This is a genomic window from Pseudomonas sp. DWP3-1-3b3, from assembly GCF_049896305.1.
Taxonomy (GTDB): domain Bacteria; phylum Pseudomonadota; class Gammaproteobacteria; order Pseudomonadales; family Pseudomonadaceae; genus Aquipseudomonas; species Aquipseudomonas azotoformans_A.
On the sequence record NZ_JAFCUA010000005.1, the window covers coordinates 1 to 24,320 of the forward strand.

The 24,320-nt window shown below is 62.2% G+C and carries 22 protein-coding genes; 16 read left to right on the plus strand and 6 right to left on the minus strand.

Going from position 1 to position 24,320, the window contains the following annotated elements; translation table 11 throughout:
* Positions 1 to 664: 664 nt before the first annotated feature.
* From ACP7BX_RS16365 to ACP7BX_RS16400, 8 genes are read left to right on the plus strand one after another with little or no spacing between them, the layout of a single operon-like run.
* Positions 665 to 1,498 (plus strand): class II aldolase/adducin family protein, encoded by an 834-nt coding sequence (locus ACP7BX_RS16365; protein ID WP_038849525.1) that lies wholly within the window; start codon positions 665 to 667, stop codon positions 1,496 to 1,498.
* A gap of 9 nt (positions 1,499 to 1,507) precedes the next feature.
* The gene (locus ACP7BX_RS16370; RefSeq protein WP_426160977.1) at positions 1,508 to 2,470 is read left to right on the plus strand and encodes an ABC transporter substrate-binding protein; all 963 of its coding nucleotides are present in this window, start codon (positions 1,508 to 1,510) and stop codon (positions 2,468 to 2,470) included.
* Between the two features lie 6 nt (positions 2,471 to 2,476).
* Positions 2,477 to 4,921: a TonB-dependent receptor plug domain-containing protein gene (locus ACP7BX_RS16375; protein ID WP_426160978.1), complete on the plus strand. Its 2,445-nt coding sequence runs from the start codon at positions 2,477 to 2,479 to the stop codon at positions 4,919 to 4,921.
* Positions 4,922 to 4,934: 13 nt separating this feature from the next.
* Positions 4,935 to 6,278: an LLM class flavin-dependent oxidoreductase gene (locus tag ACP7BX_RS16380; RefSeq protein WP_426160979.1), complete on the plus strand. Its 1,344-nt coding sequence runs from the start codon at positions 4,935 to 4,937 to the stop codon at positions 6,276 to 6,278.
* Complete coding sequence (locus ACP7BX_RS16385; protein WP_426160980.1) at positions 6,275 to 7,849, plus strand: ABC transporter substrate-binding protein; 1,575 nt, start codon at positions 6,275 to 6,277, stop codon at positions 7,847 to 7,849. The genes ACP7BX_RS16380 and ACP7BX_RS16385 overlap by 4 nt, the downstream gene beginning before the upstream one ends.
* Positions 7,846 to 8,796, plus strand: a complete 951-nt coding sequence (locus ACP7BX_RS16390; RefSeq protein WP_177112723.1) for an ABC transporter permease — start codon at positions 7,846 to 7,848, stop codon at positions 8,794 to 8,796. Before ACP7BX_RS16385 ends, ACP7BX_RS16390 begins: the two co-directional genes overlap by 4 nt.
* Positions 8,793 to 9,647 (plus strand): ABC transporter permease, encoded by an 855-nt coding sequence (locus ACP7BX_RS16395; RefSeq protein WP_152514748.1) that lies wholly within the window; start codon positions 8,793 to 8,795, stop codon positions 9,645 to 9,647. The genes ACP7BX_RS16390 and ACP7BX_RS16395 overlap by 4 nt, the downstream gene beginning before the upstream one ends.
* Positions 9,644 to 11,254 (plus strand): dipeptide ABC transporter ATP-binding protein, encoded by a 1,611-nt coding sequence (locus tag ACP7BX_RS16400; protein ID WP_426161326.1) that lies wholly within the window; start codon positions 9,644 to 9,646, stop codon positions 11,252 to 11,254. The genes ACP7BX_RS16395 and ACP7BX_RS16400 overlap by 4 nt, the downstream gene beginning before the upstream one ends.
* A 13-nt stretch (positions 11,255 to 11,267) precedes the next feature.
* Here the strand turns inward: ACP7BX_RS16400 and ACP7BX_RS16405 are convergent, their stop codons facing one another.
* The 6 genes from ACP7BX_RS16405 to ACP7BX_RS16430 form a co-directional block, all read right to left on the minus strand.
* Positions 11,268 to 12,641 carry an LLM class flavin-dependent oxidoreductase gene (locus tag ACP7BX_RS16405; protein ID WP_038849541.1) on the minus strand — a complete coding sequence of 458 codons (1,374 nt, stop codon included), beginning with the start codon at positions 12,639 to 12,641 and terminating at the stop codon, positions 11,268 to 11,270.
* Positions 12,642 to 12,667: 26 nt separating this feature from the next.
* Entirely contained in the window at positions 12,668 to 13,498 is an 831-nt protein-coding gene (locus ACP7BX_RS16410; RefSeq protein ID WP_038849543.1) for an amino acid ABC transporter permease, read from the minus strand.
* Positions 13,495 to 14,313 (minus strand): transporter substrate-binding domain-containing protein, encoded by an 819-nt coding sequence (locus tag ACP7BX_RS16415; protein WP_426161325.1) that lies wholly within the window; start codon positions 14,311 to 14,313, stop codon positions 13,495 to 13,497. Before ACP7BX_RS16415 ends, ACP7BX_RS16410 begins: the two co-directional genes overlap by 4 nt.
* Positions 14,314 to 14,533: 220 nt before the next feature.
* On the minus strand, positions 14,534 to 15,370 hold the full coding sequence (locus ACP7BX_RS16420) for a 5'-nucleotidase, lipoprotein e(P4) family (RefSeq protein WP_038849550.1): 837 nt from the start codon (positions 15,368 to 15,370) through the stop codon (positions 14,534 to 14,536).
* 12 nt (positions 15,371 to 15,382) lie between these two features.
* Positions 15,383 to 15,526, minus strand: a complete 144-nt coding sequence (locus tag ACP7BX_RS16425; protein ID WP_370590839.1) for a hypothetical protein — start codon at positions 15,524 to 15,526, stop codon at positions 15,383 to 15,385.
* A 535-nt stretch (positions 15,527 to 16,061) separates the two neighbouring features.
* Positions 16,062 to 16,913: a LysR substrate-binding domain-containing protein gene (locus ACP7BX_RS16430; protein ID WP_426131246.1), complete on the minus strand. Its 852-nt coding sequence runs from the start codon at positions 16,911 to 16,913 to the stop codon at positions 16,062 to 16,064.
* Positions 16,914 to 17,157: 244 nt separating this feature from the next.
* Between ACP7BX_RS16430 and ACP7BX_RS16435 the strand changes: the two genes are divergently transcribed.
* From ACP7BX_RS16435 to ACP7BX_RS16470, 8 genes are read left to right on the plus strand one after another with little or no spacing between them, the layout of a single operon-like run.
* Complete coding sequence (locus ACP7BX_RS16435; RefSeq protein WP_269134026.1) at positions 17,158 to 17,979, plus strand: transporter substrate-binding domain-containing protein; 822 nt, start codon at positions 17,158 to 17,160, stop codon at positions 17,977 to 17,979.
* A gap of 1 nt (position 17,980) precedes the next feature.
* On the plus strand, positions 17,981 to 18,787 hold the full coding sequence (locus ACP7BX_RS16440) for a transporter substrate-binding domain-containing protein (protein ID WP_016977965.1): 807 nt from the start codon (positions 17,981 to 17,983) through the stop codon (positions 18,785 to 18,787).
* On the plus strand, positions 18,780 to 20,201 hold the full coding sequence (locus ACP7BX_RS16445; protein ID WP_426131244.1) for an FAD-binding oxidoreductase: 1,422 nt from the start codon (positions 18,780 to 18,782) through the stop codon (positions 20,199 to 20,201). The genes ACP7BX_RS16440 and ACP7BX_RS16445 overlap by 8 nt, the downstream gene beginning before the upstream one ends.
* A complete protein-coding gene (locus tag ACP7BX_RS16450; protein ID WP_426131242.1) occupies positions 20,198 to 21,400 on the plus strand; it encodes an aminotransferase class I/II-fold pyridoxal phosphate-dependent enzyme in 1,203 nt (400 codons plus the stop codon). The genes ACP7BX_RS16445 and ACP7BX_RS16450 overlap by 4 nt, the downstream gene beginning before the upstream one ends.
* Positions 21,397 to 22,122 (plus strand): amino acid ABC transporter permease, encoded by a 726-nt coding sequence (locus ACP7BX_RS16455; RefSeq protein WP_016977968.1) that lies wholly within the window; start codon positions 21,397 to 21,399, stop codon positions 22,120 to 22,122. Before ACP7BX_RS16450 ends, ACP7BX_RS16455 begins: the two co-directional genes overlap by 4 nt.
* Positions 22,112 to 22,795 (plus strand): amino acid ABC transporter permease, encoded by a 684-nt coding sequence (locus ACP7BX_RS16460; protein WP_038851189.1) that lies wholly within the window; start codon positions 22,112 to 22,114, stop codon positions 22,793 to 22,795. The genes ACP7BX_RS16455 and ACP7BX_RS16460 overlap by 11 nt, the downstream gene beginning before the upstream one ends.
* Entirely contained in the window at positions 22,782 to 23,606 is an 825-nt protein-coding gene (locus ACP7BX_RS16465; RefSeq protein WP_016977970.1) for an amino acid ABC transporter ATP-binding protein, read from the plus strand. Before ACP7BX_RS16460 ends, ACP7BX_RS16465 begins: the two co-directional genes overlap by 14 nt.
* A 16-nt stretch (positions 23,607 to 23,622) precedes the next feature.
* Positions 23,623 to 24,219 carry a cysteine dioxygenase gene (locus ACP7BX_RS16470; RefSeq protein WP_178955565.1) on the plus strand — a complete coding sequence of 199 codons (597 nt, stop codon included), beginning with the start codon at positions 23,623 to 23,625 and terminating at the stop codon, positions 24,217 to 24,219.
* Positions 24,220 to 24,320 lie beyond the last annotated feature (101 nt).

The following is a 24,320-nucleotide window of genomic DNA, read 5'->3' on the forward strand; positions in this document are numbered from 1 at the left end:
GGGGGGGGGGGGCGTGGCGCCCGCGGGGGGGGTCCCGCCGTGTCCCTCCAACACCCCCCCCCCTGTCGGCCCCCCCCCCCCGCTCCCACAATTTTGATCTCCTACATCAGGTAGATATCAATCGGCTCTGGCTCTGGCTCTGGCTTTGTTTTTGATTTTGATCTTAGGCGGCCCCCCAAATCACTGTCGGATTACGGGCATACCGAGCCTAGGCGAGGTACCGAGTGTTGGGGCAAGAACCCTTTGGTTACTTTGGGCTGGGCCGGCATTCCGGCTCTTTTCCAAAGTGACCCGCCGTAAGGGCGGAACCATAAGCCGCCGTTACCCAAAAAACGGATCCACCCCCCCCCCCCCCCCTCATCTAAAAAATGCAATTCACTCATCATACAAGCCAATCATATTAAAAAAACCTGATTATTAGCATATGACTACAAAGACTTTTACAGGCGTTTCTTAGACGAATACCTTTCAGTACAGAGACACCACACTCGACCCGACCCCTCGCATGGTGGAGGAGAGCACTGACCACACCCACCTGCGAGGGCCCCCCTGATCATGACGACCTGACCGCTTTCCCCACCGCCACACCGTCCTTGCGTTTTCGTTGCCGGTCCCGCCGAGCCACGGTCTCGTTCGCCTAAAAAAAGATCAGGATGCACCCGTCATGAGCCACGCCGAGCTATTCCCGCAAACCATCTACACCTTGCCCTACGACAACAACCGCCTGGCCCTGCGCGCCGTGCCCAGGCACGACGATCCCCTGCAGGAGCGCCTGCACCGCAAACAACGCCTCGCCGCGGCCTATCGTCTGTTCGGGCGCCTGGGTTTCGAAGTGGGTGTAGCGGGCCACTTCACCGCCCGTGACCCGGTGCACCCGGAGCATTACTGGATCAACCCTTTGGGCGTGCCGTTCTCGCAAATCACGGTCTCCCACTTGCTGCGGGTCGATAGCCAAGGCCAAGTGGTGGAGGGCCAAGGACTGCTGAACACCAGCGCCCTGGAGTTGCACCACGACCTGCAGCAGGCGCGCCCGGAGGTGGTGGGCATCGCTCATTTCCACGGTTTTCATGGCCGGGTCTGGTCGTCGTTGGGCCGCCTGTTCGACCCGATCACCGCCGAGTCTGGCGCGTTTCTGGGGGACCAGGTGATCTTCCCGCGCCACGCCTTGCGCACCGCCAGCGGGGCGCTGGAGCAGGATCGCGACATCGTCAGCCAGGCCTTTGTCGAGACCTTCGGCCAACACAACCTGCTGGTGTGGCAGAACCACGGCCTGTGGGTCACCGGTGAGACCGTGGAAAGCGCCGCGTGGCGTTTTATCCTCGCCGAAGATACCGCCCGTGTGCACCTGCTGGCGCATTCGGCCGGGACGCCGCTGATTCCTGCGCCGGATGCCTTGGAGGAGGGGCTCGACAAGGCGCGGCACGAGTTTTTCGCCTGGCTCAACTTCTTGCCGTTGTGGGATCAGATCCGCACCGAAGAACCCGACCTGTTCAACTGAGGCGCGCCCATGCATTCCCTCTCTCGTCGGCAATTGCTGCGGGCCAGTGGCGTTCTTGCGGCCGGTGCCCTGCTGGGGCGTCAGGCCGAGGCTGTCGAACCGCTGCGTGTGTGGCGCTACAAAGGCACGGCGGCCTCGTTTCTCGCCGACGCCGGTCAGGCGGACACGCCATACCCGGTGGAATGGGTGGATGTCAGCGGCGGCAACCTGGTGCTGGAAGCGTTGCGCAGTGGTCACTTGGACTATGCATTCATGAGCGAGATCCCACCGATTTTCGCCTCGATTGCCCAGGTGCCGATTGCGCTGGTGGCGGTCTACCAGGGCGACCAGAACGACACCCGCCTGGTGGTGAAAAAGGACAGTGGCATTCGTACAGTCCAGGACCTCAAAGGCAAGACCATCAGCTACGTGCGGGCTACCAACACGCACTATTTCGTGTTGAACCTGCTGCATCAGAACGGCCTGTCCCTGGCCGACGTGACGGCGGTGCCGCTGCCCATGCAGGACGCGCTCACCGCGTTTCGCAATGGTCATGTGGATGCCATCGCCACGGGCGGCATCAGCGCGTTGCAGGCCACCAGCCAAATGGATGGCGAGCTGCTGGCGGACGTCAGCCGCTACTACTCCGGCAACTACGTGATTGCGACCACGCAACAGGTGTTGGCCAACCCTCGACGCCGCAGCCAGGTAGGCGATTTCTTGCGGCGTGAGCAAGCCACCTGGGCCTGGGTCAACGCCCATCCCGAACGCTGGGCCGAGCGCAGTGAAGCGCTGACCGGTATCGATCGCGCCCTGTACCTGCGCCAGTTCCAGCAGCGCAGCCGACCCGCCCGCCTGGTGGGTACCGATGCCGACACCCTTCACTCCCAGCAACAGGTGGCTGACCTGTTCTACCAAAACCATTTGATCCGCCAACGCGTCGATGCACGACCGCTATGGCGTGACGACTTCAACCCTATTCTGAACAGTTGACCTGCCATGAAATCCATTGCCTACCGTTCTACGTTGCAACTCGCCCCACTGATGCTGGCCAGCTTCACCCTGTTGCCTGCCTATGCCGCCGCCACTGATGACACGCTCGACACGGTGATCGTCACGGGCTCCCGGGGCAGTGAGGCGCGCACCGTCACCAGCAGCCCGTCGCCGATTGATGTGATCAGCGCCCAGCAATTGGAAAAAACCGGCTCCAGCAGCCTGCGCACCGCCTTGCAGAAAACCCTGCCATCGTTTTCCCAGCGTCCCTCTGGCACGTCCAACGACAGCATCGCGCGGCCCTACAGCCTGCGCGGGCTCAACGGTTCCAATGTGCTGGTACTGGTGAATGGCAAGCGCCGTCACAACAGCGCGGTGATCAACCTCGACTCGACGGCGGCCTACGGCACCAACCCGGTGGACCTGGACATGATCCCGGTCAGCGCCATCGACCATATTGAAGTGCTGCGCGATGGCGCCTCGGCGCAATACGGCTCGGATGCGATTGCCGGGGTGATCAATATCATCCTCAAGCAGAACGACAATGGCGGTTCGGTCAGCACCTCCTACGGCGAGTACACCAAGGGTGATGGCGGCACTATTCGCCAGACCCTCAACAATGGTTTTGCGCTGCCCAACGACGGCTTTTTCAACCTGTCCCTGGACGCCAAGTCCCAGCAGACCGCCGTGCGCGCGCGGAATGCGACCGGCGCGTTCTACTATCGCCAGCCCGACGGCTCCGCCGATCCGCGCGAGGCCAACGACAAGGATGTGCAGAAAAACGGCCTGCCGAAAATCAAGGCGATCAACGTCGCCTACAACGCCGAATTGCCGCTGGACGATGTGACCCTGTATTCGTTCTCCACCCTCAGCAACCGTGATGCGCGGGGCGGGCAGAACTACCGGCGGCCCAACTCGACCAACATCATTGCGTCGATCTACCCCGACGGCACCGCGCCGTTCTACACCCTGCGCGAGACCGACTACCAAGTCGCCGCCGGGGGCAAAGGCAAAATCGCCGAGTGGAACTGGGACCTCAGTTCGACGTTCGGCCGTGACAAGGGGGTGGCCGGCGCGGATGAGACCCTCAACGCTTCCCTCGGCCCGTCAAGCCCCACGCACTTCACCACCTACACCAACTACTTCGACCAGTGGACCAACAACCTCGACCTGACCCGCGCCTTTGAAGTCGGCTTGAGCAAGCCATTGCAGGTGTCGGCAGGCCTTGAACACCGGCATGAGCGCTACAAGACCGAGTCCGGCAACCCTCTGTCCTACATCAATGGCGGTTACGTCTACCCGAGCGGCCCACTGGCGGGGCAACCTGGCGCGGTAGGTGCCCAGGGCGCGATCACCCTGACCCCGGAAGACGAAGGCCAGGCCAGCCGCAACAGCTACGCCAGCTATGTGGACGTAGGCCTCAACCCGACCGAAAAATTCTACGTGGGCGTGGCGGGACGGTTCGAGCATTACGATGACAGCTCGGGCAACACCAGCAGCGGCAAGCTCTCGTTGCGTTATGACTTCACCCCGGAATTCGCCCTGCGCGGCACGCTCAGCAACGGCTTCCGGGCACCGTCGCTGTCGCAGTCGGTGTATGCGCAGACCGCCAACCAATACACCACCGTCAATGGTGTCGCGCAATTCGTCGAAGCCAAGTCGGTGCGCGTCGATTCGCCGCTTGCCCAGGCCCTTGGCGCAGAAGACCTGAAGCCAGAGAAGTCGCGCAACATCAGTATCGGCTTTGCGTACAAGCCTGTGCCGGAAGCCAACATCACCCTGGACGCCTACCAGATCGAGATCAGCGACCGCATCGCCCAGACCGGCTTTCTGTTCGGCAGCGGCGTCGACCAGATCTTGCAGGCCAACGGTTACCGTCCCGGCTACCGGGTGAAGTACTTCACCAACGCCGCCGACACCACCACCCGCGGCATCGACCTGGTCACCGACTACCGCGTCGACTACGGCGCCCTGGGTACCGTCAAATATGGTGTGGCAGCCAACTACAACAAAACCACGATCGACAGCATCAAATCGACGCCGGCCGCCCTCACTGCCGTGGGCAGCAGCCTGGTGCTGTTCGACCGCGTGGCCCAGGGTTACCTGACCGTGGCCAACCCCAAGACCAAGCTGATCCTCAGTGCCAACTGGAAGGTCGACGATTTCGACATCAACGCCTCCGTCAACCGCTACGACAAGGTCATCGCCCGCGACACCAACCCCGCGTATGACGTGACCTACGGCGCCAAATGGCTGACCGACCTGGAAGTGGCCTACAACTTCACCAAAGCACTGAACCTGGCGGTGGGCGCCAACAACATCCTCAACGTCAAGGCCGACAACAACGCCTTCCCCCAAGGCGATATCAACGGCTTTCCGAAATTTGGCAGCATCTCGCCGTTCGATCCCTACGGTGCGTTCTGGTACACCCGCGCCACCTACACTTTTTGATGAGGACTGCGACATGAGCCAACCAGACCGACAAATCCTGCTCGGCGCCTTCATCCCCAGTGCAGGCATCATGGGTTCCGCGTGGCGCCACCCGAGTGCCGCCAGCGACTCGTTCCGCGACTTCGAGCACTACCGCTGGATCGCCGAGAAACTGGAGGCCGCGCGTTTTCATGCGCTGTTCTTCAATGACACGGTGAACGTCGACCTCGACCCGCTGGCCCTGGCGCGCGGCCCCAACAGTGTGCGCTGGGACCCCTTGGTGCTGCTGCCGGCGCTGGCGTTGGCGACGCGCCGTATCGGCTTGATCGCCACCGCGAGCACCACTTACAACGAGCCGTACAACATTGCGCGCAAGTTCGCCAATATCGACCACCTCAGCGGTGGCCGGGTGGGCTGGAACCTGGTGACTTCCCTGGGCGGCGGCGAGAATTTCAACCGCGACGACCACATCAGGCATGCCGACCGTTATGAGCGTGCCGAAGAGTTCTACGACGTGGTTACCGGCCTGTGGGACAGCTGGGCCGACGACGCGTTTATCCAGGACAAAGCCTCCGGGCAGTGGCTGGATACCGACAAGTTGCAGGTGCTCAACCACCACGGCAAATACTTCCAGGTGCAAGGCCCGCTCAATGCTGCGCGCCCGGTGCAGGGTTATCCGGTGATTGCCCAGGCCGGCTCGTCCGATGCCGGCAGGCGTCTGGCAGCGCGGGCCGGGGAGTTGATCTTCACCGCTCAACACACGGTGGAGCAGGGCCAGGCGTTCTACCAGGAGATCAAGCGAACCGCCGCCGCTTTGGGGCGTAACCCCGAGCACCTGAAAGTGCTGCCGGGGGTGTCCACCGTGATTGGTCGCACCCAGGCCGAAGCCCAGGCCAAGTACGACCAATTGCAGGAGCTGCAAGACCCGAAAGCCTTCCTCAGTTCCATTTCGCGCTTTACCAGCCTGGGTTTCGATCTGTCGGAGTTGCCATTCGATTCATTGGTGCCGTTGCCACCCGAACAGTTCGACACCAACACCCATAAAAGCCGGCAGAAACTGGTGTTCGACCTGATCCGCCGCGAACGCCCGACCGTGCGTGAGCTGTTCAACAAGCTCACGGCCGGTGGGCATCGCATCCTCATCGGCACGCCGCAAAGCGTGGCGGATGACTTCCAGGAGTGGTTCGAACGCGGTGCCGCCGATGGCTTTAACGTGATGTTCTCCGGTTTGCATCAAGGCATCACCGACTTTGCCGACGGCGTGGTGCCGGAGTTGCAGCGCCGGGGCTTGTACCGCCGTGAATACCAGGGCCAGACGCTGCGCGAGAATCTCGGCTTGCCGTACATCACCAACCGTCATCAAGGGGCGCGTTCATGAAGCCGCTTTCAGTCGCGATGCTGGCGCTGTTGCTGGCGGCGTGCGGCGGGCCATCCGACAAGGTCACCCAGGCCGAAGCCGGCAAGCCTCAGCGCGGAGGCACACTGCGCGTGGCGTTGGACGGCGACCCGCAATGTGTCGACCCGCAGCAGGCGGGTAACAACACGGCGCTGAATGTGGGGCGTCAGTTGGTGGACTCCTTGACCGACCAGGACCCGGTCACGGGTGAAATCGTACCGTGGCTGGCCGAACGCTGGGACGTGGATGCAGAGTCGCGGCGCTTCACTTTTGTGTTGCGTCAGGGCGCGACGTTCAGTGACGGTGCGGCGGTGGATGCGGCGGCGGTCAAGGCCAACCTGCACGCCATTGTGGCGTTGGGCGCGCGGTCGATCCTGGGCTCGACCTACCTGGCCGGGCTCAAGCGCATCGACACGCCGGACAGCCACACCGTGGTCGTCGAGTTCGAACAACCCAATGCGCAATTCCTGCAAGCCACTTCGACCATGACCTTGGGGCTGTTGTCGCCGGCGAACCTGGCGCTGCCTTCCGGCGAGCGCTGCCAGGGCCAATTGGTCGGCTCGGGGCCATTTGTGCTCAAGTCGTTTGTGCATAACCAGAAGGTCTCGCTGACCCGTCGTGAAGACTACGCCTGGGGTTCGTCCCTGGCGGCCCATAAGGGCAAGGCGTGGCTGGACGGCATCGAATTCCTGATCATTCCCGAATCCGGCGTGCGCCTGGGCAGCCTGGCGTCCGGGCAAATCGAGGTGAACACCAGCGTGGCGCCGCAGGATGAACCGAGCATCGAAGGCCAGGGCCTGGTGCTGCTGACCCGTGCCAATCCGGGGGTGGTCTTCAACTTGGCGCTGAATGAGTCGACACCGTTGTTCGCCGATATCAAGGTGCGCCAGGCGCTGAGCAAGGCAATTGATCGAGCCGAGTTGCAGCGCATCATTTCGCGCTACCAGAAACCCGCCACCGCGTTACTGGCCAGCAGCACGCCGCTGTACCGCGATCTCTCCAGCCTGCTGGCCTACGACCCCGAAGGTGCACGCAAACTGTTGGATGAAGCGGGCTGGCAGGTGGGCGCCGATGGGGTGCGGGTCAAGGACGGCAAGCGCTTGTCGTTCCGCCTGGATTACTGGCAGCAGACGCCGATCCTGGAACTCGTGCAGCAGCAGTTGAAGGGCGTGGGCATCGACTTCCAGCTGAATAAATCCACCATCAGCCAGGTCACCGCAATCCAGGCCAGTGGAAATTTCAGCGTGCGTTTCCTCAACCTCACGCGCGCCGATCCGGACGTGCTGCGTACGGTGTATTACGCCCAGGGCTACAACATCAACAAGCGTGAACCCAGCGAAGTCGACCGCCTGTTGCGCGAGTCCTCCGAAACCCTCGACAGCGCGAAGCGCCAGGTGTTGATCGACCAGGCCAGTGAGCGGTTGCTGCGTGACGGTCATGCGATCGCGCTGGTGGAACTGGCCACCGTCCTGGCCCATGGCAAGCACGTGCACGGCCTGCATTACGAAGCGTCATCGCGGCTGCAATTCTTCGACACCTGGTTGCAGCCATGAAGGGCGCGGGGTTCTACCTGTTGGCCCGGGGCGGGCAGGCGCTGCTGGTGCTGTGGGCTGCGTTCAGCCTGTCGTTCGTGATTTTGTACGCGCTGCCCAGTGACCCCGTGAGCATCATGCTCAATCAGAACGGCGAGCAGACCACGGTCAATCAGCAGCAAGTGGCAGCACTGCGCGCGCAGTATCACCTCGACGAGCCGCTGGTGGTGCAGTACGGCATCGCGCTGTGGCACGCGGTACAACTGGATTTTGGTGACTCGATTCAGAGTGGCCAGCCGGTGTCGGCGTCGTTGGCCGAGGCGCTGCCGAAGACGGCGGCGTTAGCGCTGGTGTCATTGCTGGTGTCGTTGGTGTTGGGCGTGGGGCTGGCGCTGGTCGCCAGCCTGACGCGCCAGCGCTGGTTGCGGGACTTGTTACTCGGGTTGCCAGCGGTAGCGGTGTCGCTGCCGACGTTCTGGGTGGGCTTGTTGCTGTTGCAGTGGTTTTCCTTTGGCTGGCACTGGTTTCCGGCGATGGGTAATCAGGGCCTCGCTTCGTTGGTTCTGCCCACGCTGACACTGGCCATTCCCACCAGTGCCGTGATCGCCCAGGTGCTGGCGCGCTCGCTGGCCGCCACTTCGCGCTTGCCCTTTGTGGACGCCTTGCGCGCGAAGGGTATGAGTCCATTGCGTGTGCTGTTGACCCATGTGCTGCACAACGCCGTGATTCCGATCCTCAGCCTGAGCGGGGTGATTGTAGGCTCGCTGCTGGCCGGTTCCGTGGTCACCGAAACCGTGTTCTCCCGCGAAGGTATCGGGCGCCTGGCCCAAGGCGCGGTCAGCAGCCAGGACATCCCGGTGGTGCAGGGTGTGGTGGTGTTGGCGGCGCTGATCTTTATCACCGTCAACTTGCTGGTGGATCTGCTGTACCCACTGCTCGACCCACGTATTCGCGGAGCTGCACGATGAGCCTTGCCTTGACTGCCGTGTTGCCACGGCCGCGTTATTTCACCGTATTGCGCAGGCGTCCGCTGCTGCCGCTGGGCGTGATCGTATTGCTGCTGGTGTTGGGCTGGGCCTTATGGCCGCAGCTGTTCACGCAGTTCGATCCGCTGCTCGGTGTGCCGGCCAATGCCTTGCAAAGCCCGTCCACGGCCCATTGGTTTGGCACTGACCATCTTGGGCGCGACCTCTATAGCCGCACGGTGTATGGCGCTGGCCTGTCATTGCGCGCGACGTTGTTGGCGGTGTTGATCGCCTTGTTCAGCGGCATTGTGCTGGGCGTGCTGGCCGGCTTTTTCGGCGGCTGGGTCGATGCCGTGCTGATGCGCTGCGTGGAAGTGCTGATGGCGATCCCTGCGCTGTTGCTGGCCATGGCGGTGATCACGGTACTGGGGTTTGGAACGGTGAACATTGCCCTGGCGGTGGGCTTATCGTCGGTGGCGACGTTTGCGCGCCTGGTGCGCGGCGAGGTGCTGCGTTGGCGCGCCAGTACCTTTGTCGAGGCCGCTTCTGCCTGTGGTGTGGGGCCGTGGACCCTCATCGCCCGGCATATCCTGCCGCACGCCAGCGCGCCGGTGTTGGCACTGGCCGCATTAGAGTTTGGCAGTGCGGTGTTGTCGGTCTCGGCCTTGAGCTTTCTTGGTTTTGGCGCACCGCCGCCGCAACCCGAATGGGGCCTGTTGGTGGCCGAAGGGCGCAACTACATGATTGCCGCCTGGTGGTACACCAGCCTGCCGGGCCTGGTAGTGGCGGCGGTGGTGGTGTCGGCCAACCAACTGGCGCGGGCGTTGCAACAGGATCAAGGAGCGACACGATGAGCGAGCAAATGTTGTTGGACGTACGCAACCTGCGCATCGCCTACCACGGTCAAGACGGGCGAACGGAAGGTGTGGCGGGTATCGATTTTCAACTCAAGACCGGTGAGATCCTGGCGATTGTCGGAGAGTCCGGCTCCGGCAAATCCACCACCGCTGCGGCGCTGGTGGGCTTGCTGGCGAGTAATGCGCAGATCGAATCGGGCAGCATCCTTCTCGCGGGCCAGGCGTTGACACACGCCACTGAACGCCAGTGGCAAAGCATTCGCGGGCGTAGCGTGGGGTTTGTGCCGCAGGATCCGGCGCTGTCCCTTGACCCGGTGAAACGCATCGGCCAGCAACTGGTGGAAGCCCTGACCCTGCATGGCGTGCCCAAACCGCTGGCGCGCCGACGCAGCCTGGACCTGTTGCGTGAAGTTGGCCTGGTAGACGCTGAGCGGGTGGCGCGCGGGTATCCCTATCAATTGTCCGGCGGCATGCGCCAGCGCGTGCTGATCGCCATCGCCTTGGCCAATGACCCCCCGCTGGTGATCGCCGACGAACCCACCAGCGCGCTGGATGTGGGGGTGCAGCGGCAGATCCTCGACCGCCTGCAAAGCCTGGCCCGCGAGCGCGGCACCGCCGTGTTGCTGATCACCCACGATTTGGGCGTGGCCTTGGACCGCGCGGACCGACTGCTGGTGATGCACCAGGGGCGTATCGTCGAAACCGGTGAGGCCCGGCAGGTCTTCCAGGCACCCCAGCACGCTTACACCCGGCAACTGTTGCAGGCGGCGCCGAGCCTGTTGGTGCAGCGTCGCAGGCAAGTGAGTGGGGTGCCAGCGGATCAAACGCCGTTGTTGACGGTGCAGGGATTGCGCAAGGACTTCTCCACCTGGCGCCATCCGGCGCCGTTGGCGGTGGAGGATGTGTCCTTCCACCTGCCACGCCATGGCACCACCAGCCTGGTGGGTGAGTCGGGGTCGGGCAAGTCCACCACCGCTCGGTTGATTCTTGGGTTGGAGCAGCTGGACAGCGGCAGTGTGGTGTTTGAGGGGCAGGACATCAGCCGTGTTTCACGTCGCGATTGGCTGGCCTTGCGACGACGGATCCAGGTGGTTTATCAGAACCCCTATGCGTCGTTGAACCCACGGTTGAGCCTGGAGCAGATCATCAACGAGCCGCTGCAGGCCTTTGACCTTGGCGACCGCGCCTGGCGTCGGCAGCGCGCGGCGACCTTGCTGGAACAGGTTGAGTTGCCGGCGCGGATGCTGGGCAGTCGACCGGTGGAGTTGTCCGGTGGGCAACGGCAGCGAGTGGCGATTGCCCGGGCGCTGGCGTTGGAACCGCAGTTACTGGTGCTGGATGAAGCGTTGTCGGCGCTGGATGCGTCGATCCAGGGGCAGATCTTGAAATTGCTGGCGCAGTTGCAGGAACGCTTGGGGTTGAGCTACTTGTTTATCTCTCACGATTTGGCAGTGGTGCGGCAGATTTCCGATCATGTGGTGGTGATGCGCGCGGGCAGGGTGGTGGAGCAAGGCGATTGCGAGCAGATTTTCAGCGCACCGGGTACTGACTACACACGCAGTTTGTTGGCGGACATTCCGGGACGGTTGGCGCAGGTCACCTGATCCCACGCAGGCTTTAAGCAAAGCGGAACGACGCGCCATGGGCCGAGGGTGGCAAGCGATCGCTGCCATCGACGCTCAGACGCGAGCGCAGCGTGCCGGTTTGCGCGGTGGTGCGGTACAGGCCACGTTTTTGCAGGGCCGGGATCACGTGCTCGACAAAGTCATTCAGCGAGCCGGGGCTGATCAGCGGGTTGAGCATATAGCCGCTGGTACCTGAGATACGCGCATGCTCCTCGATCTTTTGCGCGATCTGCTCCGGGGTGCCGACCAGGATCAGGTCGCTGCCACGGGTGACATTGGCAAAGCGCTGGCGCACTTCACCGGCCGTCAGGGGTTTGCCGCTGCCATCGGGCCTCATCACGTAGGAGGTCATGCCTTCGGTGTGGGTCGACAGCGCTTCGTTGTCGGCGTAGCGGCTGATGTCGATGCCGGTGTCGCCGGCGTAACTCACCAGCTGTGCCTGCAGGTGATAGTTGCTTTGCAGGGCGTCGTATTTTTGCTGAGCTTCGATGGCGGTGGGCGCGGTGACGATACGCAGCACGGTCAGTGACTTCACATCGGCGGCCCGTCGGCCACGGGCCTGGGCCTGGCGCCAGATGTCTTCCAGGCCTTGGCGGATTTCCAGCGGGTTGGACTTGGCGATAAACACCAACTCCGCGTGCTTGGCCGCAAACTGCCGGCCGCGTGCCGACCAGCCGGCCTGGATCAGCAATGGCGTGCGTTGCGGCGACGGCGACGTCAGGTGTGGCCCGGCAACGCGGTAATGTTCGCCGGCATGCTGGATCGGCCGTACCCGTGCGCCATCGGCGTAGGTTTGCGCCAGCTTGTCGGCAATCACCGCGTCATCCGCCCAACTGCCTTCCCAGAGCTTGTACACCACGTCGAGAAACTCTTCGGCGCGTTCATAGCGGTCATCGTGCTTGATCATCTGCTCCAGGCCGAAATTACGTGCTGCGCTGGACAGGTAGGAGGTGACGATGTTCCAGCCGATCCGCCCATCCGACAAATGATCCAGGGTGCTGAAGCGCCGGGCATGGGTGAACGGATGCTCGTAGGTGGTGGTGACGGTCACGCCAAAAGCGAGCTTTTCAGTGAGGGCCACAAGGGCTGGAATGATCGTCAGCGGATCGTTGGCCGGGGCTTCCACCGCCCATTTCAGCGCCATGGCTTCGGAGCCGCCAAACACGTCGTAAAAGCCCAGCACGTCACCGAAAAACATCAGGTCGAGGTTGGCTTCATCCGCTGTGCGGGCCAGGTTCGACCAGTACTTGAGCGTGTTGATCCCCAGCCTTTCATCGGCGGGGTGGGTCCACAGGCTGGGCGCGCCGCCGCAGCCGACACTGGCTTGTTCATAAAGGCCGAATAACAGTGGGGTAGGATCGGACATGGTGCTTCCTGCAGACAAAGAGAGGGCTAGCGCCCGTGGAGATAAGCCTTGCCGTAATGCCGCTCCAGTCGCGCCTGGATCAGCTCCAGACCGATGGACAGTAGCCAATAGATAACGGCGGCAGTGGTGAGCATTTCGATATAGCGGTAGGACGATCGACCATAGGATTGTGCGAGGAACATCACCTCCCACACGCCCATCACCGAGACCAGGGATGAGTCCTTGAGCATCGAGATGAACTGGCTGGTGGTCGGCGGAATAATGGTGCGCATGGCCTGGGGCAGTACGATCTGCCAGAACGTCACCGCGCGGCTCATGCCCAGTGCCGCGGCTGCATTGCGCTGGCCCTGGGACACGCCGAGGATACCGGCACGGAAGATTTCGCTCAGGTAAGCGCCGTAGTTCAGCGACAACGCAATAATCCCGGCGCTGATCGCACCCGGCACGACGCCCAATTGGGGCAGGCCGAGGTAAATCAGCAAAATCTGGATCAGCAGCGGCGTGCCACGAAAGAACGAGGCGTAAAAACTGGCGATACCGAACGCCACCGCACTGCTCGACAATCGCGCCAGGGCCGTGGCGAACCCCAGGGCCACCGACAGCCAGATCGAGCAGAAACACAGGAACAGGGTCAGCGCCGCACCCTGCAAAAAGCCCTGGGGCGACAGGTGCAGCCCGACCAGGTTCTGCCATTTGGCCGCCACGATAGCGAACTGCAGATCGAAGCTCAGGAACATCCCAGTGAACAGGCACAGCATCACGCCCCAGGTCAGCCAGAGGCGAACCCGGAACGACAGCCATGCGCGTTTGACCGGCGGCGGTTTCAGCGTGGAGGGTGGGGTGGGGAAAACACTCATTGGGTAATGTCTGAGCCGATCCACTTCTGGGAAATCTTCGCCAGCGTGCCGTCGCTTTTCAGCTCAGCCAGGATCTGGGTCAGCTTGGCATCCCATTGCGGATCACCTTTCTCGGTGGCCACCACATTGGGTTCGGCGTATAGCACATCGCCGGTGATTTTGAAGCGTGGGTCCTGCTCGATGCGTTCCTTGGCGGTCACCAGGTTGGTGACCATTGCATCCAGGCGCTTGCCGGTGCCCAGCGCGAGGTCCTGGAAGGCGATGGTTTCGTTGTCATAGGGCACGGCTTGTACCGCCTTGAACGGATAGTCGATCGGCTTGCTGGCGCCTTCGATCACCAGGTCCTTGGCCAGGTAGGCCTCGTAGGTGGACGCACTGCCCACGCCGACTTTTTTACCGGTGAGGTCGACCGCCGACTGGATGGCGTTGTCACCGGCATTGACCACCACCACGGCAGGCGAGGCGTAATACTCGAACGGGAAGTTGAACACTTGACCGCGCGCCGCGCTGGGGGTCATGGAGCAGATGCACACGTCATACCGGCCATTCCAGCGGCCGGCGGCAATGACTTCCCAGGAGGGCGTTTCCAGCTTGAGCTTCACCCCGAGCTTTTCGGCCACGGCCTTGGTCACATCGACGTCAAAGCCGTCCAACTGGTTTTGTTCGTTGAGGAAAGAAAACGGTGGGTAATTTTCCATCAACACGCCGACCAATTGCCTGGATTGGGTGATGCGGTCCAGCGTCTGCCCGGCAAAAACGGCCGGGCTGGCCAAAAGGAGGGTGACGCTCAGGGCGGCGGCAGTGCGTAAGTTCATAAAAGCATCCAAGCGGGTTTTTTTATATTTAAACGCGATAGATGCACTCATGTTTAATGATATTAAACGCTGTAAACCGACGCTTTGGTTATATGCTCCTGCTTGCGCAAGTCACGTTGCCAGGCCAGCACCAGCGCGCCCGTGGTGCGGTGAGCCAGACGCCGGCGATGTTGAGAAAACGGCGACGATTTCCAGTGGCCACATAGGGTTCTCTCAAGCATTAGTTTTCCAGGTGCAGCGCCTGTTGCTTGAGTTGGCGCTTGCGTTCGAAAGGCAGTTTTTCCTGGTCGCCATAGGGGGCGCTGTACCAGTTGCCGTAGGTTGGGTTGGGCAGCAGGAACCAGCGCTGGCCCAGCCACGCCAGGTACGGCGCGGCGGCTTTGCGCTGGTCCGCCAGGGTGTTGTGTTCTGCTTGCACGAAATCCCCGAAAGAATCACCGGCCAGCATCAGCACACGGGCGTGGCTGGCGACCCATTGGCGGCGGCAGTTCTTGCCATAGCCGGCCTGCTCGCAGTGACCGGTCGGCGTGCTGGCGGCCAGTACCTGTTCGTTGCGTTCCACCGGGAAGCCACGCAGGCGCAGGTTGTTGACGGTGGCCTGGACCTGGCTGTGTTCACGGTTGGTGATGTAGTAGACGGTGATCCCCTTCTGGTCAGCCGCCTGTAAAAACTCGACGGCGCCGGGTAGCGCCTGCGCCTTGGCCTGATCGACCCAGGTGTTCCAGCGGTCGTAGGAGTAGACCTGGTTGGTGCGGATGTCCCGCGCGTTGAGCGGCACGTTGTCGAGCACGGTTTCGTCGATATCCACCACCACTGCTGGCGGCAGGCCGGCGAGGTTGCGTGGCGGCAAGGGCAAGGCGTCCCACGTCGGGTCGGCCAGGGCCGTGTCCAACTGGCGGGTGGCGCTGGCGAATACCTGGCGATAAATCAGCTCGTGCTCGATGGAGGTCTGGGTCCACAGCACCGCGTCCAATTGATCGTTGGCGGGCGGTTGTTGCTGGCAGCCCACCAGTGTGGTGGAGAGCAGGCACACACTGGAGAAAAACAGATTACGCATAAACACTCAGCCTCAGAAATTGACGGTGGCGGATAACCGCGCCGTACGCGGTGCCCCCAGGAACAGGTTGTCGACGGTCAGGTGCAGCACAGTATCGTAATCGCCGACTCTGGTGGTGTAGCGGCCGGCCACATCGAACACCGCGTAGTCGTCCACTGACGGGGCGCCTCAGATCAAAAGCAAAAGCGCGGCGGCCTTCGAGCCGACCGGTATTGCAAGCCGATCTCGGTTCAAATGTGGGAGCTGGCTTGCCTGCGATGCAGACACCTCAGTACATCAGGTACACCGAGTTGATGCCATCGCAGGCAAGCCAGCTCCCACAGAAAAGCAATCTGCGGCGCACAAAAAACTGCTTTTGATCTACTCCACTCAAGCCGGCTGTCAGGCCGCTGTGCTCTTGCTTTTGATTTTGATCTTAGGCGCCCCGTCAAACACGCTGGCCGGAATTCGGCAGGGATTTGGGGGGTAAACCGGCAGGGATGCCGGTTTAGCCGCCCCGCGCCATGGATGGCGCGTGGCGGCGGCCCCCCAAATCACTGTCGGATTACGGGCACACCGAGCCTAGGCGAGGTGCCGAGTGTTGGGGCAAGAGCGCTTTGGTTACTTTCGCGCTTTTCGAAAGTGACCCGCCGTAAGGGCGGAACCATAAGTCGCCATCACCCAAATAACGGATATGTACTCAAAACTAGCCTCACAACCCCTGACTCCCCCGAATCAAATCATAAGCCTTCCTGGCAATCGGATTCGCCGTATTCGGCCGAATCCAAAGGTAATACGTCACCTCCGGCAACCGCGGCAATCCATCCGTCTCCCCCAACACCCGCATATCCGGCCCCAGCATCTCCATACTCCGCGGCGTCACCCCCAACCCCGCCCGAGTCGCCGCCTTGATCCCGATCAAATTCGAAGCCAGATACGCCTGGCGCCAAGGAATATTCGCCCGCTCCAACGCCTCCAGCGCATAACGCCGATAAATGCTCGGCTCATCCACCAGAATCAACGGCAACGGCTCACTCGACTGGTGAATATACTGGGCCGAACAAATCCACCACACCGGGGACGTGCGCAACGCAAACCCCTCAAGATTCGGATCGGACCGCGTGGAAATCACCATATCCACCTTGCCCCGATGCAAGTCATCCATCAAAAACGGACTGCGCCCCACATCGATCTCCAACCGCAAACGCGGTGCCGAACGGGCAATGTGACTGAGGATCGGCGGCAGTATCGTGTCAGCAATATCGTGGGGCGAGCCAATACGCAGCACACCACTCAGGCTGCTCTCACGCAGCGAATTCAACGCATCGTCATTCAACGACAGCATCTGCCGTGCATGGCGCAGCAACTGCAAGCCCGGCTCGGTCAGTTGCTTTTGCCGGCCACGCTTCTCGAACAGACTGACCCCCACTTGCTGCTCCAGGCGTTGCATGTGCTGGGTCACGGACGATTGGGTGCGCGACAGGTGCATGCCGGCGCCGGCGAAGCTGTGGTGGTCGACCACGGCAATAAAGGTGCGCAGCAGTTCAAGGTCAAGGGTCGACATGGCCGGCTCCAGAGGCGGTTTTTATATCAAGGGTGTGAAGTTAAACATTACAGATATTTATGTATGGGTGAAGCGTATTTTTAGCGCGCCCCGTAAATAGTGGCATATGTCGTAATCGTAGGCTGTGCAGACACGGCAAGTTATAACGATATGAGATATTTGCATTTCCGTTGCCCCCACACTCTCCCTAGCATGCCCCTCCATCAGGTCGGGGTACGCCGATCATTTGCCAGGGGGAAGTCCAATGAAGTTGAAAAAATGGTTGCCGGTGGCCCTCGGGTCGATCATCGCGTTGGGCAGCAGTGTGGCGGCGCAGGCCGATGCGACCCTGGACAAGATCGAGCAGCGTCATGTGCTGGTGGTCGGCGTGCTGTTGTCTGGCGGGCCATTCGGCAGCATTGACCCGACCACGCAAAAGCCCAAGGGCTTGAACGTCGACCTGGCCAACGAACTGGGGCGTCAACTCAAGGCAGAGGTGCAATTGGTGCCGGTGTTGCCGGCCAACCGTGTGCAGTTCCTGCAACAGGGCAAGGTCGACTTGCTGATCGCCAATATGGAGTGGACCGCCGAGCGCGGTGAGATCCTCGGTTTTGTGCCGACCCCGTTCTACCGTATTGGCGGCGCGGCGGCGGTGCTCAAGGACAGCAAGATTGCCCGCTGGGAAGACCTCAAGGATCAGCCCGTATGCACTTCGCAGGGCAGCAGCTACGTGAAGCCGCTGACTGAGTTCGGCGCGCAGCTCAAGGCATTCAAGAGTTCTTCCGAATCCTTGTTGGCCCTGCGTGGCAACAATTGCGTGGCGGCGGTGCACGACTCCACCCTGATCAATCCGCTGATCAATGACAGCCCCGAATGGAAGGACTACCGCGTCATTACCCCGGAACTCAACCCGGCGCCTTCGGTGATCTGGACCCGTCGCGGCGAAAGCGATACCCAGGCCAAGCTCGATCCGATCGTCAAGGAGCTGCACCGCAGCGGCTGGCTGATCGACGCCCAGACCCGCAACCGCATCAGCCCTGCTTCGCCTGCGTTGGTGGAGTTGCAGCAACAGTTCAAGGGCGCCTGATATGCACTTCAAGACCTTCACCGCCCTCGGCCTGGCGCTGTGCGCCGGCTTCGCCCAGGCTGATGCCACCCTCGACAAGATCCAGCAACGCCACGCCATCAGCGTCGGGGTGATTCTCAGCGGGCCGCCGTTCGGCACCCTGGACCCCAAGACCGGTGAGCACCTGGGCTACAACGTCGAACTGGCCAAGGGCATCGGCGAGGCGCTGGGTGTCGAGACCAAGACGGTGTCGGTACTGGCGCCCAACCGCGTGCAGTTCCTGCAGCAGGGCAAGGTCGACATCCTGATCGCCAATATGCAGTTCACCGAAGAGCGCGCCGAGATCCTCGATTACGTGCCTACGCCCTACGAAGAAGTCGGCGGCGCGGCGTTGATCCGCAAAGGCGCTGGCATCCAGCAGTGGGCCGACCTCAAGGACAAACCGGTGTGCGTGTCCCAGGGCAGCAACTTCATCAAACCGCTACAAGAGACCTACGGCGCGCAGATCAAGGCGTTCCGCAGCCAGTCCGAGTCGCTGTTGTCGCTGCGCGGCAATGGTTGCGTGGCGGCGGTGCACGTCAGCCCGACCATGCATGCCTTGCTCAGTGATGCCGAATGGGACGGCTATGAAATCCCGTTGCCGGGCGACCTGATTCCGTCCAACTCGGTGATCTGGATCCGCAAGGGCGAACACGACACCCAGGCCAAGCTCGATGCCATCGTGAAGGGTTGGCATAAAAGCGGTTTCCTGATCGCCCTCGGCGAGCGTACCGGCATGGCGCCGTCCCAGGCCCTGCGCGATTTACATGAGCAATACAGCCATGAGTGATGCGTTGTTCGCCACCTTGCAACAGTTGCTCGGCGCGGCCCATGTGCAAACCAGCGAGCAAGCGGCGCACTACCTCACTGACAAACAGGGCCGCTACACCGGCCACGTGATCGCGGCGGTGCATCCGGCCAACACCGAGGAAGTGGCGGCGGTGGTGCGTGCCTGCGTGGCGCTGAAGGCGCCCATCGTGGTGCAGGGTGGCAATACTGGGTTGATGGCCGGTGCTACGCCAGATGCCAGTGGGCGTTCGGTGCTGCTGTTGCTGGATCGCATGAACCGCGTGCGTTCGGTGGATACCGACAACGACACCCTGACCGTCGAAGCCGGGTGCATCCTGCAAAATGTCCAGGACGCGGCCCGTGCAGCCGATCGCCTGTTTCCCCTGAGCCTCGGCGCCGAGGGCAGTTGCACCCTTGGCGGCAACCTCGGCACCAATGCCGGCGGCACTGGCGTGCTGCGTTATGGCAATGCCCGTGAGCTGACCCTGGGCCTGGAAGTGGTGACCGCCGAAGGTGAGATCTGGCATGGCCTGCGCGGGTTGCGCAAGGACAACACCGGCTATGACCTGCGCGATTTGTACATCGGCAGCGAAGGCACCCTGGGCATTATCACGGCCGCCACCTTGAAGCTGTTTCCGCTGCCCAAGGCCCAGGCGACCGCATTGCTGGCGTTTGATGAGCTGGCGCACGCCGTCGCTTTTCTGTCCCATGCCCGTGCCGGTTTTGGTGCGAGCCTGACGGCGTTTGAATTACTCACTGCTGATTGCCTGGCGCTGTTGCGCGATCAGTTTCCGGAGGGCCCGCAGCCGTTCAAGACGGCCAATCAGCCCTGGTTCGCCCTGATTGAGCTCTCTGACAACCACAGCGAAAGCCATGCTCGCGAAGCCTTCGAGGCCGTGCTTGGCGAGGCCTTCGAAAAGCAGTTGATCAGCGACGCCCTGATCGCTGAAAGCCTGGCGCAAAGCGAAGCCCTGTGGTTGCTGCGCGAAAACATGAGCGAGGCGCAAAAGCGTGCCGGGCGCAATATGAAGCACGATATCTCGGTGCCGATCTCGCAAGTGGTCGCCTTTGTTGCGCACACCGACGCGTTGTTGCAGCAGCATTTTCCCGGCGTGCGTCACTTCACCTTCGGCCACTTGGGCGACGGCAACCTGCATTACAACGTGGCGCATCCACTGGATTCGACAGTGGACGCGCACATGGCGCACTACGCCGAACTCAGCGCCCTGGTGCACGACAGTGCCCATGCCCACGGTGGCTCGATCAGTGCCGAACACGGTATCGGCCAGCGCAAGGTCGGCCTGCTCAGCCGCTATAAAAGCCCGGTGGAGCTGGACCTGATGCGCCGCATCAAGCAGGCGCTGGATCCGCACAACCTGCTCAACCCCGGCAAAGTCCTTGAGGTACAGCCATGACCCTACGCCTGTCCCAACGCGTGCAGCGGGTCTCGCTGTCCGCCAACGCCGCCGCCAAATCCCGCGCCACTGAGTTGCGCGAGGCGGGGCGCGATATCCTCGATCTCACCACCGGCGAGCCGGATTTCGATACCCCCGAACACATCAAGCAGGCGGCCTATGCCGCGATCGCCGGCGGCGCCACCAAATACACGCCGACGCCCGGTGTAAAAGCCTTGCGCTTGGCCGTGCAACGCAAGCTCGCGGATGAAAACCGCCTGGACTATCCACTGTCGTCCATTGTGATCGCCAACGGCGCCAAGCAGATCATCTTCAACGCGTTTGCCGCGACCCTGGATGACGGTGATGAGGTGCTGGTGCCGACACCCTACTGGCCATCGTTCCCCGACAGCGTGCGCTTCAATGGCGGCGAGCCGGTGTTCATCGAATGTGGGCTGGAGCAGGGCTGCAAACTGCTGCCGGCCCCGCTGGAACAGCACATCACCGCGCGTACGCGCTGGTTGATCCTCAATGGCCCCGGCAACCCGAGCGGCGCGGTGTACAGCGAAACCGAACTGCGCGAGTTGGCCGAAGTGCTGCGTCGTCATCCCCAGGTGCTGGTCCTGCTGGATGAACTCTACGAACACATCCGCTTCGACGGTCGCCCGGCGCAGAGTCTGCTGAACGTTGCTCCGGATTTGCTCGACCGCTGCCTGTTGGTGGGCGGTGTGTCCAAGACCTACGCCATGACGGGCTGGCGCATCGGCTTTGGGGCGGGGCCGAAAACCTTGACCGATGCCATCGCAGTGGTGCAATCCCAATCCACCTCTGGCGCGTCCTCTGTGGGTCAGGCCGCCGCTTTGGCAGCTTACAACGGCGGGCTGGATTTTCTTGCGGAGCACGTCGCGGCTTATCAATTGCGCCGGGATATTCTGGTGCAAGCGCTTGCAGCCGTTGACGGCCTGGAAGTCCTGGAGCCCCAGGGCGGTTTCTTCGTCTTCGTGCGTTGCGCCGGGCTGCTGGGCCGCGTTCGCCCGGACGGTCAGCGCATCAACAACGACGGTGACCTGGTGGCCTGGCTGTTGGAGGAGGGCGTCGCCGGAGTGGCGGGCAGTGCCTACGGCCTGTCGCCGTGGTTCCGCCTGTCCATCGCCACCGCGACTGACAGCGTTGCAGAAGCCGGACGGCGTATCGCAAGCGCCTGCGGAAAGTTGCAATGATGGAGGTTTTTGTCCACTGGGCTGCGGGTATCGGCCTGAACTACAACTTTCTGTTGGATGCCTACCAGCGTGGCACGCTGGTCCAGGGCGCGCTGACCACCGGCCTGCTGTGCCTGTTCACCATTATTGGCAGCCTGTTGGCGGGCATCACGCTCGCGGCGATGCTCACCTCGGGTAACCCGTGGCTGGCCAAACCGGCGCGGGTGTTCGTCGAAGTCACGCGCAACACGCCGACCCTGGTGCAGCTGTACTGCGCGTTCCTGGTGCTGAACATGCTGCTGACCCAGGCAGTCGGTGCGGCCAACCCGCTGACGCCGTTTGCCTGGGTGGTCATTGTGATTTCCCTGCACAAAGGCGCGTTCCATGCCGAGGCCTTGCGCGCCGGCATCGAAGCAGTGCCGGCGGTGACCCTGGAAGCCGCCAGTTCCCTGGCTTTCAGCAGCCGCCAATTGTTGTGGAATGTGCAGTTGCCGCTGGCGCTGCGCTTTGCTTTGCCATCGCTGATCAACAACCTGATCGACCTGGTGAAGATGACCGCCGTGGCTTCCGCGATTGCGGTGGGCGACATCACCTACGCGGCCATCATGATCTGGACCCAGAGCGATAACGTGCTGGAACTGATGATCCTGATCCTGAGCTTTTTCGGCCTGCTGAGTTTTATCGTCAATTGTGTGGGGCGCTGGCTGGAAGCGCGCCTGAGGATGCCCGGCTATGGCCATTGATTCATTCCCGGTGCTGTCGGCGTTGCTGCAATGGTCGCCGGCGCTGGTGGCCGGTTTCGGCCAGAACATCCTGATCAGCGTGGTGGCGATTGCCCTGGGCTCGGTGCTGGGGTTGTTGATCGGTGCGTTGGCCTTGTCGCCGTTGGGCTTTGTCGCGCGGCTGTGGGTGCAGGTGTTTCGCAATGCGCCGTGGTTGGTGCTGATCTATTTCACCACCTACGTGTTCCCGTTCGAGATCCACATCGGCAGCAGCTACGTGTCGTTCCCCGATTGGGTCAAGGTCACCATCGGCTTGGCGTTGCCGGCCAGCGCCAACGTGGCGGAGATCTTCCGGGGCGCCATCGGTTCGATCCCCAGCACCCAGTGGGAAGCCGCGCGTTCCCTGGCGTTCACCCGTGGCCAGTTGTTCCGATCGATCATCTTGCCGCAGTGCTTCAAGCGCATGTTGCCGCCGTGGATGAACCTGTACGCGGTGGTCACCATGGGCACCGCGCTGGCCTCGCTGGTGGGCGTGCACGACGTGATCGACACCGCACAGATCGCCAGCAACACCGTGAACATGACCGGCTTTACCGTGCTGATCTACTTGAGCCTGCTGGTGCTGTTCTTTGCCTATTGCTACCCGATTTCCCGTCTCACCCAACACCTGGAGCGCCGTTATGCCTTCTATTGAACCCTTGGTGAGCCTGCGGGATGTGCACCTGTCGTTCGGCGCCAACCCGGTGCTCAAGGGCATCGACCTCGACGTGCTGCGCGGCCAGGCGGTGTCGATCATCGGCCCGTCGGGGTCGGGCAAGTCGACGATCCTGCGCTGCATCACCGGTTTGTTGCAGCCTCAGCGCGGCAGCATCCGCGTGGGCCAGACCCAGGTCGATACCTTGGCCCAGGAAGCCCAGCGCATCGAGTTGCGTAAGCGCGTCGGGTTTGTGTTCCAACAGTACAACCTGTTCCCGCACTTGTCGGTGCTGGAAAACCTGGTGATCGCCCCGCGCAAGGTGCTCGGCCGCAACCGTGCCGACGCCGAGAAAGACGCCCGCGCCTTGCTGGCCAAGGTGCGCATGGAGCACAAGGCCGATGCCTATCCCGGCCAACTGTCCGGTGGCCAGCAGCAACGCGTGGCGATTGCCCGTGCCCTGGCGATGCGTCCGGAGCTGATCCTGTTTGACGAAGTGACGTCGGCACTGGACCCGGAGACCGTCGGCGAAGTGCTGACGGTGATCCGCGAGTTGACCGAAGAGGGCATGACCTGTGTGTTGGTCACCCACGAAATGCGCTTCGCCGAAGAGATCAGCGACGTGGTGTATTTCACCGAAAACGGCGTGATTGTCGAGCATGGCAGCGCGCAGCAGATCTTCCAGAACCCGGCCAGCGAACGCACCCAGACGTTCCTGCGCCATGCCCTGGGCGACACGGGGCGCCGTGGCCCCATCGCCCACGACCCGTACCTGTTGACCAATTTGAGCCGTTACAGCCTGTCTGTCTGATAAGAGGAAATTCGTGATGAGTATCGATAACCGTGCCGACGTGATCGAAGCGTTTTTGCAGCAGATCCGCGTCATCAACCAGCGTGGCGTAGACCGCGCGGCCTTGGATGAAATCGTTGGGCTGCTGGAAAACCTCGCCCAGCGCCGCGACCTGTTCAACTTTGATGAATTCCCCGCGCCCGTGCCGGGACAGGGCAGCACGGCGTTCCGCTATCGCCTGAATGACGACGGTGATACGCCGACGCTCTACCTGAATTCGCTGTTGCCGGGCAAAAGCACGATCCCGCATAACCACGAGACCTGGGCGATCATCAGTGCCATCGAAGGCCAGGAGATCAACTACGTCTATGCCCGCAGTGATGAAGGTCGCGAGCCGGGGTTCACCACCCTGACGCTGGAGAAAGAAGTGATCGTGCAGCCGGGCACCTCGATCTCGTTCCTCGGTGAGGACCTGCATGGCATCAAGGTCGAGGGTGAGCAGGCGACGTTGCATTTCCACCTGTATGGCTTGCCGCTGGAATCGCTGAACGGCCGATATGGCGTGGAAGCGGACGGTCGCATCCTCAACTACAACGCCTCGCAGATGGCGCCGTCGATCAAGGCCTATGCCTGAGCAATGCCGGGACCGCTTTATGTGGGAGCCGGGCTTGCCCGCGATGCAGGCGCCGCGGTGTATCTGATGCATCGCGTTGATGCCATCGCAGGCAAGCCAGC